Origin of the sequence: Mycobacterium sp., assembly GCF_052144515.1 — a bacterium.
Taxonomy (GTDB): domain Bacteria; phylum Actinomycetota; class Actinomycetes; order Mycobacteriales; family Mycobacteriaceae; genus Mycobacterium.
This window is the reverse complement of sequence record NZ_JBKQQD010000104.1, coordinates 1-13367: the sequence shown is the minus strand read 5'-3', so window position 1 is coordinate 13367 and position 13367 is coordinate 1. Positions and strand designations below refer to the sequence as shown.

Below are 13367 nucleotides of genomic sequence, written 5' to 3'. Positions count from 1 at the left end.
TCCCTACTTCTGCCGAATGTCGAAACGCGCCAACAGCCGGATCATCGACGGGCTGATGCGGCGCATCACGTAGCCGATCCTGGCCTCCGCAGCGACCGGCAACACCGGTGGTCCGGTCCTGACGGCCTTGACGATGGCCTTGGCCGTCGCTTCCGGGGTGTAGTTGCGGCGCCGGTAGGCCGCATCCGCCTTTTGGCGGGCTCGGTCCTGCTGTTCGGCCGTCATCCCCGCGTACACAGTGCTTTTGGCGATATTGGTGTTGACGAAGCCGGGGCAGACCGCCGTGACCGTGATGCCCTCGTCGGCGAGGTCGGCACGCAACGATTCGCTGAACCCCAGCACCGCCGCCTTCGTGGTGCTGTAGGCGACCATGGATTTCGACGGCAGGAACGCGGCTGCCGACGCGATATTGATGATCGTTCCGCCTTCGCCGCGCTCGACCATCTGGGCGCCGAACGCCCTGCTGCCCGAGATGACGCCGCGGACATTGACCCCCACGATGGCGTCCCAGTGCGCCGAGGTCGTCTCCAGGAACCGGCCCGCCATCGCGATGCCTGCGTTGTTCACCAGGATGTCGACCACGCCGTGGTCATTACGGACCTGTGCGGCAAGGTCATTCATCGCCGCTTCGTCGCTGACATCGGCCTGGTACACCGCGGCCTCGGCGCAGGCGGCGCGCACGGCATCCGCGGTCTCGTTGGCCGAGGCGAGATCGCGGTCGACGATCACCACCTTGCGGGCGCCCTGACGGGCCAGCTCCACCGCGGTGGCCCGGCCGATGCCGCCGCCCGCACCGGTGACCAGGGCGAGTTTGCCGCGCACCTCCCGCGGACCCCCGCGCACGACCGACTCGCCCGCCGCGGCGGCGCCGCTGCTGTTTCGATCGACCCACTCGCCGGTGAGGCGGGCCACGACGTCGGGCCGCGACGTCACCACCCAGTGCCCACCTTCGATCGGGATGACCCTGCCGCCGTGTGGAATTGCGCCGGTGAACCGCTGGAGGGCGGGCGTCACGAAGATGTCCTTGCGCGGCACCAGAACCTGCACCGGGACCGTGGTCTGCGGCAGCTGCGACGGCGGCGACAACACCGACGCAAGCATGTTCTGCCGGTACAGGTTGAGCCCGTTGACGTAGTCGGCGATCGAGCGCTGCGTCGCGGGGCGTTGGCTGCGGGCACTCGACCGGCCGATACGTTCAAACGCTTCAACGATTTTCACCAATAGCCTGGAGCGCACTGCCACCTCCGGCACCACCGGGCACAGAAAGAAGCCGATATACCCCGACGCCGCCAGCTGCCGGGCGACTCGGCCCACCGCACGGGGTGTTCGTGCTGATCGCAGGAACTTGCCCGCGTACTGCAGGTGCGGGCCCGAGATCGAGGTAAACGACGCGATTTTGCCCATCACCGATTCGTCGGTGACCGCCGCCCAAGCCTGAATCGAGCCCCAGTCGTGAGCCAGCACATGAACCCGGCCGACCCCCAGGCTGTCGATCACGGCACCGATATCGGATACCAACTGCTGAAAGCGATATCCGGATCGGCTTGCCGGACAAGAGGATTCACCGGCTCCGCGCACGTCGTACGCGACGACGCTAAATCGGGCGGGGTAGCGCTGACTGAGTTCTTCCGCCACGCCGTCCCAGACATGGTGGTTGTCGGGGTAGCCGTGAATGGCAAGGATGGTCGGACGCTGCGGGTCGACCTCGGTGTATCGGTGTACAGCCAGGGTGACGCCGTCGGAGGCGGTGATGCCCGACATCAGTGCGACGCACGCGCGGCCGGCGACACGGCCAGGTAGTCGACTGCCCGCCCCAGCCCGCCCAGCTGAGACGGGTGAAAGCCCGGTTTGTAATAGTCAGCGACGACCCGCACCAATCGCAGTGGCCCGGGCACCAAGCCCCGGCGTGCCGCCCTCAAGTAGTCCCGCCAGCGCGGCTTGGCCCGCGGCGGCAGATGCGGATCCACCGAGTACATGAACCGCACCCCGCGGATCCACAACAGCAACATCACCGGGCCAACGGCCAGCTGGGTGCGCACCTGCCGCCAGTACCCGCCCCGCAGATGCTTCATGGTGTCGAACGCGACCGCCTTGTGCTCAACCTCTTCGGCGCCGTGCCAGCGCAGCATGTCCAGCATCACCGGATCGGCGCCGACGACATCGAGCTGCGGCGAGTTCAGGATCCACTCGCCCAGAACGGCGGTGTAATGCTCGATTGCCGCGACGAAGGCGACCTGCTCCAACAGCCAGCTGTGTTGTCGCCGGGCGCTGCGCCGAGGCTTGTCCCCCAGCAGCCTGTCGAACAACCACCTGATCTGGTCGGTGAACGGTGTCACGTCGACACCGCGCGCGGCGAAGTGGTCGAGCACTCCGGAGTGCGCCTGGGAATGCATCGCCTCCTGGCCGATGAACCCCTGCACGTCCAGCCGCAGCTGATCGTCCTTGATCAGCGGCAACGTCTTCTTGAAGACCTCGACGAAGAACTCCTCGCCCGCGGGCAGCAGCAGGTGCAGGACGTTGAGCACGTGGGTGGCCAACGGCTCGTCGGGCACGTAGTGAAACGGCAACGTATCCCAGTCGAAGCCGACATCGCGGGCCTCGAGGACAAGGCGTTCGTGGTCGGTTTCGTGGTCGGTTTCGTGGTTGGCTTCGTGGTTGGCTTCGTGGTTGGCGAAGGCCTCGTGCGGACCCGCTGCCTGGTCATCGACGGTGCACATCATTGGCCCCCTGCCTCGGCGTTTACACCGACATCGCGCAAGTATAGTGACGCGGAGCAGGTATGCGAAACCGCCGGTACCGGGTTTTCCCTGGAGTCGTCTTCAGGGGGCAATCGTGTGCCGGCGCAGGTCGTATTCGTCTCGTTCGGGGTTTGCCAGCATCCCGCGGTGTTCGGCAGGCGTGAGGGGCCACACCTCGGGTACACCGTCTTTGTTCAAGTACCAGCTGTTGCAGCCGGTGGTCCACACGGTGTCTGGCATCGCGGCACGCAGCTTCGCATTGAAATGCTCGGTCGCCGACGCCGTCGGCTCCACGGTGTCGAATTCGCGGCGGCGCCAGGCTTCGATCCAGCCCACGATGTGGTCGGCCTGTGCTTCGGCCACGGCCGTGAGCGTGAGGTTTCCCACCGGACTGTGCGGCCCGAGCATCATGAAGAAGTTGGGGAAGCCCGACAGCGCGACCGTTTGGTAGGCGCGAGGACCGTCGCGCCACACGTCGTTGGCGCTGATCCCGTCCCGGCCGATCAGCTCCATCGGCCGGAAGAACGCGTGGGTGTCGAATCCGGTGGCCAGCACAATGATGTCCGTCTCGTGCAGAACACCGTCGTCGGTGACGATGCCCCGCCGTTCCACATGATCGATACCGGCGGTGACCAGCTCGACATCCTCGCGCTGCATCGCCCGGTAGAAGCCATTCGACATCACCAGTCGTTTGCACGCCGGCGTGTAGTCGGGAGTCAGTGCCCGACGCAACTCCGGATCACGCACCTCCCAGAGGGAGGCGCGGCACAGCCCTGCCATGATCTTGCGGCGGATGCCCGGCTTAGTCAGACCCACCGCGAAGAAGTCATAAGCGAGGCTGTACCCCCGGTAGGCCAACCAATCCAGCCACGCGGCCTTCCGGTGGGTAATGCTGGTGAACCTGCTGTAGCGGGGATTGGCCAGCCGGAGTACCCATTGCGCGGTGCGTTGGAACATCACCAGCTTGCTCGCCACGCCGGCAAGGCCGCAGATGAGTTGGACGCCGGTAGAGCCGTTTCCGATCACCGCGATTCGGCGGCCCTGCAACACCACGTCGTGATCCCAGCGTGCCGAGTGGAAAATGTGGCCGCCGAAGTCTTCCAAACCGGCGATAGAAGGCATCCGGGGATGATGCAGGACACCGGTAGCCGAGATCAGGAAATCCGCCTTGAACTCTTCACCGGCTTCCGATTTGGAGTCCGTCCGTATCACCCACCGGCCGTCGTCGAATCGGGCATGGACGATTTCGGTGCTGAACCGAATCCGGTCCCGGAGCGCGAATCGGTCGGCGACGCCAGAGAAATACGCCTGGATTTCGGCACCGGGTGAGAACAGATGCGACCAGTTGGGATTGCGCGCGAAGGTGTACTGGTAGATCCGCGATGGTATGTCACAGACCAGGCCGGGGTAGGTGTTGTCTCGCCAGGTGCCACCCACCTCGTCGGCCTTCTCGTAGATGGTGACGTCGGTAATGCCACTGCGCAGCAACGCAATTGCGACGCACAACCCCGACATGCCCGCTCCGACGACGGCGACGGCCGGATCGCGTCTCGTCATCGCCAGCCCCGGCGGTCTACCCCGCCTCGGCGCGCTGCTTGAGGCGCTGCAGGGTAAGGCGGATGTGCTCGGTGTTGGCGGCCACCCGATCAGTGACGCCGGTGGCCCGGCCGGCAAGCTTGGCAAACCAGCCCGGGCGCCGGTCCCAGGTGCTCTCGGTGACGCGGCAGCCGCCGTCGGCCGCGACGATGTCATATTGCCAACGCGCTACCGGAAACACGGTGTGCCGCACGTCGAATGCGAAGACACGACCCGGTTCGGCGTCGGTGACGGTGCACTTGGTGGTCCAGCGCCGGCCACTGTTTTCGTTGCGACCGACGAAGACCGCCCCCGGACGGACCGAACTACCCTTGCGCCACTCCATCGCCACTGTCTCCTCCGCGAGTGACGCCAGCGTCGGCAGGTCGGTGATGAGCTCATACACCACCTCGGGGCGGGCGTCGATCTGCAGGGTGGCGGTCACTAAAGGGTCAGTAGGGTCGGTCATTGGCTGATCATAGTTCTCAGATGGGGCCTAAGTAGGCATTGAGGTTCTGCACCACGAAGGAGCGCAGTCCTCGGTGTCGCGTGCAGATGACCCTGACCGCCCGCAGGCTTAGTTGATTCATCGGGCATATCGCTTTGAAGTCATCGCGCAATTTCTTCAGACTTGAGGCATGCGCATCGGCATTCCGACCGAGACCAAGAACAACGAGTTCAGGGTGGCCATCACCCCGGCCGGCGTCGCCGCACTGACGCACCGCGGCCACGAGGTGCTTGTCCAGGCAGGTGCCGGAGAAGGGTCGGCGATCACCGACACGGAATTCAAGGCGGTGGGCGCTCACCTTGCCGGCACCGCCGAAGAGGTGTGGGCCGGCGCCGACCTGCTGCTCAAGGTCAAGGAACCGATACCGGCCGAGTACGGACTCCTGCGCCGCCGCCAGGTCTTGTTCACGTATCTGCATTTGGCCGCTTCGCGTCCGTGCACCGATGCGCTTTTGGCTTCCGGAACAACGTCCATCGCCTACGAGACCGTCCAGACCGCCGACGGCGCGCTGCCGTTGCTGGCACCGATGAGCGAGGTCGCCGGGCGGCTCTCCGCGCAGGTGGGGGCCTATCACCTGATGCGGACCCATCTCGGGCGCGGCGTGCTGATGGGCGGAGTGCCCGGCGTCAAGCCCGCCGATGTCGTGGTGCTCGGCGCCGGCACAGCGGGCTACAACGCTGCCCGGGTCGCCGGCGGCATGGGAGCAAGTGTCATGGTTCTGGACGTCAACATCGCCAAGCTTCGGCTGCTCGACGCGGAGTTCGGTGGCCACATCGGCACTCGCTACTCCTCGGCGTACGAACTCGAAGGCGCCATCAAACGCGCCGACCTGGTGATCGGAGCCGTCCTGGTGCCTGGCCACAAAGCCCCCAAGCTGATCTCCAATTCGCTTGTTGCGCAAATGAAAACTGGTGCGGTGCTGGTGGATATCTCCATCGACCAGGGCGGTTGCTTCGAGGATTCCCGGGAGACCACCCACGATCAGCCAACGTTCGCCGTGCACGACACAGTGTTCTACTGCGTGGCGAACATGCCGAGCGCGGTACCGAAGACGTCGACCTTCGCGCTGACAAACGCGACCATGCCGTATGTGCTCAAGCTGGCTGACCGGGGCTGGCAAACGGCATGCCGGTCGGATCCCGCTCTGGTAAAAGGCCTTTCGACGCACGATGGCGCGCTGTTGTCTGAGCAGGTTGCCACCGACTTGAGTCTGCCGTTCACCGCACCGGCGAGCGTGCTGGCCTGACCCTAGATCGGGCGCATGTCCGGATTGAGGTTTGCGACGATGTCGGCCACCGGACCCGCGCTGGCCTGCCGGTAGGCCGTTCCCGCCCACAGGGTGGTTCCATGGGGGTCGTCCATTTCGACCGCCGCATCCCGTATCGGCTGGGTCAACTGGTTGATCTCCGGGTACCCCAACGGCGCCACGCGATCGAAGAGGCGCGTGAAGTAGTTCGCCAGGCCACGCGCATAACGTCCCGAGAACGCCCGGGTGACAAGGCAGTCGGTGAACTCTGGGTGCTTGAGGGCGGCTCGGTGCGTGGAGTTGGTACCGGCTTCGTCGGCCAGCAGCAGGGCGGTGCCGACCTGCGCGGCCACCGCTCCCCTGCGCAGCACGGCGGCGACATCCTCGGCGGTCCCCAGACCACCCGCCGCGATGAGCGGTATATCGCGATGGGCGTTGCCGATCCGATCGAGAAGGTCAGGCAGCGGCTCGGTGCCGGGCTCCATGTCCGGAGCGAAGGTGCCGCGGTGACCGCCGGCATTCGGCCCCTGGACCACCAGGTTGTCCGCGCCGGCGGCGATGGCCACCCCGGCTTCGTAGGCCGACGTCACCGTGACCGACACCAAGATGCCCAGCGCGCTGAACCGACGAACGATGTCCGGTGAAGGCGCACCGAAGGTGAACGACACCATCTCGGGACGGATGTCGGCCACCACCTCGAGCTTGCGCTGCCACTCGTCGTCGTAATCCCAATCTGGCTGACCGACCTCGACGCGGTAGTGCTCGGCTACGTCTTCGAGTTCTTCTGCGTAGTAGTCCAGTTGCGCGAAGTCGACGACACTGGGTTGGGGCACAAGCAGATTGACGCCGATCGGGCCGGTGGTGGCGGCGCGGGCCTCCACGATGTCGGCGGCGAACTGCTCGGCGCTGAGGTAGCCGCCGGCGACGAAACCCAGGCCGCCCGCGTTGGACACCGCCGCCGCCAGCGCAGGGGTACTGGGGCCACCGGCCATCGGCGCGCCCACGATCGGCACCATGAGGTCCCAGAAGCCCAGTAACATCGGGCTAATTTACCATCGCCCGAAGTTGTTGTGGCAGCGATCGTTTCGAGCGATACGGGCCCAGAACGGCAGCGCCGCGGCGTCCGTTCAGCAATCGGCGGGCCACCGCGTTGACCTCGTCGACGGTGACCGCGTCGATTTGCCGCAAGGTGTGCTCGATGCTGCGGTGCGTGCCGTAGTTCAGCTCGCTGCGACCGATGCGGCTCATCCGCGAGCTGGAATCCTCCAGACCCAGGACGAGCCCGCCGCGCAACGAGCCCTTGGCGATACGGCATTCGGCCTGGGTGATGCCGTCGCGCGCCACCGACGCGAGCACGTCGCTGGTCACTCGCATGACGTCGGCGAAACGCTCGGGCAGGCACGCCGCATACACCGACAGCGCGCCGCTGTCGGCGAAGATGTCCAGCGCGGAGTAAATCGAGTAGGCCAGCCCGCGAGATTCGCGAACCTCCTGGAAAAGCCGAGAGCTCAAGCCGCCGCCCAGCGCGGTGTGCAGCACCGACAGCGCCCAGCGATGCCCCCAGCCGCGCCCGGGTGTGCGCACGCCCAGCGACACGTGGATCTGCTCGGCGTCCCGGTTAACCAGCATCAATGCGGGATTGCCGTTCACCCGTCCGGACCCCTTGCGGGGCGCGGCGGGGTGCCGCCCGCGAACCAAACGCGACCCGAAGTGCTCGCGCACCAGCGCGACCACCTGCTCGTGCTCGACGTTGCCGGCCACCGCGACGACCATCCGCTCCGGCGTGTAGCGCCGCACGTGAAACGAGTGCAGTTGAGCCCGGGTCATCGCCGACACCGATTCCGCGGATCCGATCACCGGACGGCCCACCGGGTGATCGCCGAACAACGCCGTCAGGAAGATGTCACCGAGCGCGTCTTCGGGGTCGTCGTCGCGCATCGCGATCTCCTCGAGGACGACGTCGCGTTCCAGTTCGACGTCGTCGGCGGCGCATTGACCGTTGAGCACGACATCGGCGACCAGATCGATCGCCAGCTCCAGATCGCTGTCGAGCACATGCGCGTAGTAGCAGGTGTGCTCCTTGGCGGTGAACGCGTTCAGTTCCCCACCGACGGCGTCCATTGCCTGCGCGATATCCACGGCCGTGCGGGTCGGCGTCGACTTGAAGAGCAGATGCTCCAAAAAGTGCGCGGCCCCGGCCACGGTGGCACCCTCGTCCCGCGAACCGACACCGACCCACACCCCGACCGACGCGGAGCGCACCGCGGGCAGGTATTCGGTGACCACGCGCAGGCCGCCCGGCAATGTGGTGCGCCGCAACGCGGCATGGTGTTCGGGTTTCGCCGCGGCGGTGTGTTTGCCCCGCCGCAGCGCGGGATCAGCTGGCCTTCTAAACTGAGCTGGCGGCATCGGCTGGCGCGGTCTCCGTGGAGTCAGCGGGGGCGGCTCCGTTGTCGGCCCCGTCTGCCCCGTCTGCCGCGTCTTCTTCGGACACCAGGACCAACGAGATCTTGCCGCGCTTGTCGATGTCGGCGATCTCCACCCGCAGCTTGTCGCCGACGTTCACCACGTCCTCGACCTTCGCGATGCGCTTGCCCCTGCCGAGTTTGGAGATGTGCACCAAACCGTCGCGTCCGGGCAGCAGGGACACGAATGCGCCGAAATCCGTTGTCTTCACTACGGTTCCGAGGAACCGTTCGCCGACCGTCGGCAGCTGCGGGTTGGCGATGGCGTTGATCCGGTCGATTGCTGCCTGCGCCGAGGGCCCGTCGGTGGCGCCGACGAACACGGTGCCGTCGTCCTCGATGGAGATCTGCGCGCCGGTCTCTTCGGTGATGGCGTTGATGACCTTGCCCTTGGGGCCGATGACCTCACCGATCTTGTCGACCGGCACCTTGATGGTGGTCACCCGCGGCGCGTACGGGCTCATCTCGTCGGGTGCGTCGATGGCCTCGGCCATCACTTCGAGAATTGTCAGGCGCGCGTCCTTGGCCTGGGCTAACGCGCCCGCGAGCACCTTCGACGGAATTCCGGCGAGCTTGGTGTCCAGCTGCAGGGCGGTGACGAAGTCCTTGGTGCCGGCACACTTGAAGTCCATGTCGCCGAAGGCGTCCTCGGCGCCGAGGATGTCGGTCAGGGTGACGAAGCGACGCTCGGTGCCACCACCGGTTTCGACGTCGTCGGACACCAGGCCCATCGCGATGCCGGCCACCGGCGCCTTCAGCGGCACACCGGCGTTGAGCAGTGCCAGCGTGGACGCGCAGACCGATCCCATCGACGTCGAACCGTTGGAGCCCAGCGCTTCGGACACCTGGCGGATGGCGTACGGGAATTCTTCGACGCTGGGCAGCACCGGAATCAGGGCCCGTTCGGCGAGGGCGCCGTGCCCGATCTCGCGCCGCTTGGGCGAGCCGACCCGGCCGGTCTCGCCGGTGGAGAACGGCGGGAAGTTGTAGTGGTGCATGTACCGCTTGGACGTCTCCGGCCCCAGCGAGTCGATCTGCTGGGCCATCTTGACCATGTCCAGCGTGGTCACGCCCAGGATCTGGGTTTCGCCGCGCTCGAACAGCGCGCTGCCATGCGCCCGCGGAACCACTGCGACCTCGGCCGACAACGCGCGGATGTCCGTGATGCCACGGCCGTCGATGCGGAAGTGATCGGTAAGAATGCGCTGGCGAACCAGCTTCTTGGTCAGCGAGCGGAACGCGGCGCTGACCTCCTTTTCCCGCCCCTCGTAGGTGCCGGCCAGCCGCTCGAGCACCTGAGCCTTGAGCTCGTCGGTGCGCTGGTCGCGCTCGGCCTTGCCGCCGATGGTCAACGCGGCGGACAGCTCGTCGGTGGCCACCGAGGCCACTGAGTAGTAGACGTCGTCGCCGTAGTCGGGGAAGGTCGGGTAGTCGCCGGTGGGTTTCGCGGCCTTGTCGGCCAGCTTCTGCTGAGCGGTGCACAGCGCGGCGATGAACGGCTTGGCGGCCTCCAGGCCCTCGGCCACCACGCTCTCCGTCGGCGCCTGGGCGCCGCCCTCGACGAGTTCGATGACGTTCTCGGTGGCCTCGGCCTCGACCATCATGATGGCCACATCACCGTCGCCTGTATCTGTCAAGCGGCCGGCCACCACCATGTCGAACACCGCGCGCTCGAGCTGCTCGACGGTGGGGAACGCGACCCAGGTGCCGTCGATGAGCGCCACCCGCACCGCCCCGATGGGGCCCGAGAACGGCAGGCCGCTCAGCTGGGTGGACGCCGACGCGGCGTTGATCGCCAGCACGTCGTACAGGTCGTTGGGATCCAGGCTCAGGATCGTCACCACGACCTGGATCTCGTTGCGCAGACCGTCGACGAACGACGGGCGCAGCGGGCGGTCGATGAGCCGGCAGGTCAGGATCGCGTCGGTGGACGGCCGGCCCTCGCGGCGGAAGAACGATCCCGGGATGCGGCCGGCGGCATACATGCGCTCCTCGACGTCCACCGTCAAGGGGAAGAAGTCGAAGTGCTCCTTGGGCTTCTTGCTGGCGGTGGTCGCCGACAGCAGCATGTTCTCGTCGTCGAGGTAAGCGACTACAGCGCCGGCGGCCTGCTGGGCCAACCGGCCGGTCTCGAAACGGATGGTGCGGGTGCCGAAGCTCCCGTTGTCGATGGTGGCGGTCGCCTCGAACACGCCCTCGTCAATTTCAGCTACAGACATAACGTTGTCCGTACAGCCTCTCTCCAGTAATTCAGCTTTTTCGCGTGGTCACGCGCCAACTGAGAGGCGGCCTCAGAGGAGAGTCTGAATACGGCTACGGCCATTCGATCGAAGCGGCCGGCCTCCCAGATCCGAAAGAGCCCGGCAGCCACTACCGAAGACCGCCCGAATACAGACCCGGCCGCTCCCCTATTTACGCGTAGTGACACGCTGGAACGGCACGCGCGGATCTGCGCGAACCGCACCGTTTGCTCGGGCCGAACCGGCCCAGAACGCTCCTACTCTACACGGGCTACCTGGTGGTATTACCAGGAGTCAGTTCGCCCGCCGTGCGCTCGGGTCAGCGACGCAGACCCAGCCGCTCGATCAACGAGCGGTAGCGCTCCACATCGATCGAGGACAGATACTTGATCAGCCGCCGCCGGCGACCCACCAGCAGCAGCAACCCGCGCCGCGAGTGATGGTCGTGCTTGTGCAGCTTCAGGTGCTCGGTCAGGTCGGCGATCCGCTTGGTCAGCAGCGCGATCTGCGCCTCCGGGGAGCCCGTATCGGTGTCGTGCAGGCCGTACGTGCTCAGAATTGTCTTTTTCTGCTCGGCAGTAAGCGCCACGAAAATATCTCCATCAATTGGTCCGCGATCATTGCATTTCTCCAGCGCGGCCACCGCGAACCGCAGCACGCGCCGATGTCGTCGGGCAGTTTAGCAGTTTTCCCAGTTAGCTCGCGCCCAGCAGGGTGCGCGCACGTTCGGTGTCCTTGCCCATCGTGGCGATGAGTTCTTTGACCGAGTCGAACTTGCGCTGCCCGCGGATGCGCGCGACGAAGTCCAGGGCGACATGTTGGCCGTACAGGTCGGCGGCGGTGTCCAAGACGAACGCCTCAACGGTGCGGGTGCGTCCGGAAAAGGTCGGGTTGGTGCCGACGGACACCGCGGCCTGATAGCGCTCGCCCGGAACGACGGTGCCGGTCACCGGCCCATGCCCGAGCACGGTGAACCAGGCGGCATACACGCCGTCGGCCGGGATGGCCGAATACATCGGCGGCGCCACGTTCGCGGTGGGAAAGCCCAACTCGGCGCCTCGCCCATGACCCCGGACCACAACACCCTCGACGCGGTGCGGGCGGCCCAGCGCCTCGGTGGCCGCTACCACGTCACCGGCGTCCACGCAGGACCGGATGTAGGTGGAGGAGAACGCCACGGTCTCGTTGCTGTGGTGCTCGGACAGCAGTGACATCGACTCCACCGCGAACCCGAACCGCTCGCCGGCACGTCGCAGGGTATCGACGTTGCCGGCCGCCTTCTTGCCGAAGGTGAAGTTTTCACCCACCACGACCTCGACCACGTGCAGGTGTTCCACCAGCAGCTCGTGGATGTAGCGGTCCGGTGTGAGTTTCATGAAATCGCTGGTGAACGGCATCACCAGGAAGACGTCGATACCCAGCTCTTCGACGAGCTCGGCGCGCCGCGTCAGCGTCGTCAGCTGCGCCGGGTGACTGCCGGGATAGACCACTTCCATCGGGTGCGGGTCGAACGTCATCAATACGGTCGGCACGTTGCGCGCGCGTGCGGCTTTCACCGCATGCGCGATTATTTCGGTGTGCCCGCGGTGCACGCCGTCGAACACCCCGATGGTGAGCACACATCTGCCCCAGTCCGTGGGGATCTCGTCTTGTCCCCGCCAGCGCTGCACGACCGCAAGCCTACGGCGTCCAGTTGCCTGCCGGGGTGTGAGATTTGGAATGCCAGATGAACGGGCAGCAGGGCGAGACGCCTAGATCAAGCGCGAGTTGCCTAAACTTTCTGGTTGTGAGGGCTGACGGAGAGCGTGGCGGTCTCACCCCGGTTGCCCAGGATTATCTGAAGGTCATCTGGACCGCCCAGGAATGGTCCCGGGAGAAGGTCAGCACCAAGATGCTGGCCGAAAAGATTGGCGTGTCCGCCAGCACGGCCTCCGAGTCGATCCGCAAACTCGCTGAGCAGGGTTTGGTCGACCACGCGAAGTACGGTGCCGTCACCCTGACCGAAGCGGGGCGGCGGGCGGCGCTGGCGATGGTGCGCCGGCATCGGTTGCTGGAGACCTTCCTGGTCAATGAACTCGGCTACGGCTGGGACGAGGTGCACGACGAGGCCGAGGTGCTCGAGCACGCGGTGTCGGACCGGCTAGTGGCCCGGATCGACGCCAAGCTGGGGTTCCCGCGGCGTGACCCGCACGGTGACCCGATCCCGGCCTCGGACGGGCAGGTGCCGACGCCGCCCGCGCGTCAGCTGTGGGCCTGCGATGACGGAGACACGGGGACGGTCGCCCGGATCTCTGATGCCGACCCGGAGATGCTGCGCTACTTCGCCAGCGTCGGCATCCAGTTGGACGCGCGGCTGCGCGTGCTCACCCGCCGCGAATTCGCCGGCATGATTTCGGTGGCATTGGAATCCGACGGCACGCAGAGCACCGTCGAACTGGGCAGTCCGGCGGCCCGGGCGATCTGGGTGGTGGCCTAGCTCGCAGCGGGTCGCCGCCAGGTGGCCAGCGGCGATCGCAAGCGCGGCGAAGCCGGGCGCAGCGGGTCGCCGCCAGGTGGCCAGCGGCGATCGCAAGCGCGGCGAAGCCGGGCGCAGCG

Annotated in this window: 11 protein-coding genes; 2 read left to right on the top strand and 9 right to left on the bottom strand. The window is 66.4% G+C overall.

The window, feature by feature from the left end; genetic code table 11:
* Nucleotides 1-3 precede the first annotated feature (3 nt).
* The 4 genes from ACLP9N_RS05900 to ACLP9N_RS05885 form a co-directional block, all read right to left on the bottom strand.
* A complete protein-coding gene (locus ACLP9N_RS05900) occupies nucleotides 4-1761 on the bottom strand; it encodes an SDR family oxidoreductase (protein WP_442406510.1) in 1758 nt (585 codons plus the stop codon).
* Nucleotides 1761-2720, bottom strand: coding sequence for a metal-dependent hydrolase (locus ACLP9N_RS05895; RefSeq protein WP_442406509.1), 960 nt, complete (start codon nucleotides 2718-2720; stop codon nucleotides 1761-1763). Before ACLP9N_RS05895 ends, ACLP9N_RS05900 begins: the two co-directional genes overlap by 1 nt.
* Before the next feature lie 99 nt (nucleotides 2721-2819).
* A complete protein-coding gene (locus ACLP9N_RS05890; RefSeq protein ID WP_442406508.1) occupies nucleotides 2820-4295 on the bottom strand; it encodes a flavin-containing monooxygenase in 1476 nt (491 codons plus the stop codon).
* A gap of 16 nt (nucleotides 4296-4311) precedes the next feature.
* The gene (locus tag ACLP9N_RS05885) at nucleotides 4312-4782 is read right to left on the bottom strand and encodes an SRPBCC family protein (RefSeq protein WP_442406507.1); all 471 of its coding nucleotides are present in this window, start codon (nucleotides 4780-4782) and stop codon (nucleotides 4312-4314) included.
* A gap of 169 nt (nucleotides 4783-4951) precedes the next feature.
* Here ACLP9N_RS05885 and ald point away from each other — a divergent pair, with 169 nt between their 5' ends.
* Nucleotides 4952-6067, top strand: a complete 1116-nt coding sequence (gene ald / locus ACLP9N_RS05880; RefSeq protein ID WP_442406506.1) for an alanine dehydrogenase — start codon at nucleotides 4952-4954, stop codon at nucleotides 6065-6067.
* Between the two features lie 2 nt (nucleotides 6068-6069).
* On the opposite strand, the gene ACLP9N_RS05875 is transcribed toward ald, so the two are convergent.
* The 5 genes from ACLP9N_RS05875 to ACLP9N_RS05855 all read right to left on the bottom strand — a co-directional run bounded on the left by ACLP9N_RS05875 (nucleotide 6070) and on the right by ACLP9N_RS05855 (nucleotide 12442).
* Entirely contained in the window at nucleotides 6070-7107 is a 1038-nt protein-coding gene (locus ACLP9N_RS05875; protein ID WP_442406505.1) for a nitronate monooxygenase, read from the bottom strand.
* 4 nt (nucleotides 7108-7111) lie between these two features.
* Nucleotides 7112-8476, bottom strand: coding sequence for a M16 family metallopeptidase (locus tag ACLP9N_RS05870; RefSeq protein ID WP_442406504.1), 1365 nt, complete (start codon nucleotides 8474-8476; stop codon nucleotides 7112-7114).
* Complete coding sequence (locus tag ACLP9N_RS05865) at nucleotides 8457-10751, bottom strand: polyribonucleotide nucleotidyltransferase (protein WP_442406503.1); 2295 nt, start codon at nucleotides 10749-10751, stop codon at nucleotides 8457-8459. Before ACLP9N_RS05865 ends, ACLP9N_RS05870 begins: the two co-directional genes overlap by 20 nt.
* A 340-nt stretch (nucleotides 10752-11091) precedes the next feature.
* Entirely contained in the window at nucleotides 11092-11361 is a 270-nt protein-coding gene (rpsO, locus tag ACLP9N_RS05860; RefSeq protein ID WP_424071758.1) for a 30S ribosomal protein S15, read from the bottom strand.
* Nucleotides 11362-11467: 106 nt separating this feature from the next.
* Entirely contained in the window at nucleotides 11468-12442 is a 975-nt protein-coding gene (locus ACLP9N_RS05855; RefSeq protein ID WP_442406502.1) for a bifunctional riboflavin kinase/FAD synthetase, read from the bottom strand.
* A gap of 116 nt (nucleotides 12443-12558) precedes the next feature.
* Between ACLP9N_RS05855 and mntR the strand changes: the two genes are divergently transcribed.
* Complete coding sequence (gene mntR / locus ACLP9N_RS05850) at nucleotides 12559-13248, top strand: manganese-binding transcriptional regulator MntR (RefSeq protein WP_442406501.1); 690 nt, start codon at nucleotides 12559-12561, stop codon at nucleotides 13246-13248.
* Nucleotides 13249-13367 lie beyond the last annotated feature (119 nt).

Coding starts and splice junctions, on each gene's coding strand:
- ACLP9N_RS05895 (WP_442406509.1), bottom strand. CDS start 2,720: ATGATGTGCACCGTCGATGACCAGGCAGCGGGTCCGCACGAGGCCTTC.
- ACLP9N_RS05885 (WP_442406507.1), bottom strand. CDS start 4,782: ATGACCGACCCTACTGACCCTTTAGTGACCGCCACCCTGCAGATCGAC.
- ACLP9N_RS05900 (WP_442406510.1), bottom strand. CDS start 1,761: ATGTCGGGCATCACCGCCTCCGACGGCGTCACCCTGGCTGTACACCGA.
- ACLP9N_RS05870 (WP_442406504.1), bottom strand. CDS start 8,476: ATGCCGCCAGCTCAGTTTAGAAGGCCAGCTGATCCCGCGCTGCGGCGG.
- ACLP9N_RS05875 (WP_442406505.1), bottom strand. CDS start 7,107: ATGTTACTGGGCTTCTGGGACCTCATGGTGCCGATCGTGGGCGCGCCG.
- ACLP9N_RS05890 (WP_442406508.1), bottom strand. CDS start 4,295: ATGACGAGACGCGATCCGGCCGTCGCCGTCGTCGGAGCGGGCATGTCG.
- ACLP9N_RS05865 (WP_442406503.1), bottom strand. CDS start 10,751: ATGTCTGTAGCTGAAATTGACGAGGGCGTGTTCGAGGCGACCGCCACC.
- ald (WP_442406506.1), top strand. CDS start 4,952: ATGCGCATCGGCATTCCGACCGAGACCAAGAACAACGAGTTCAGGGTG.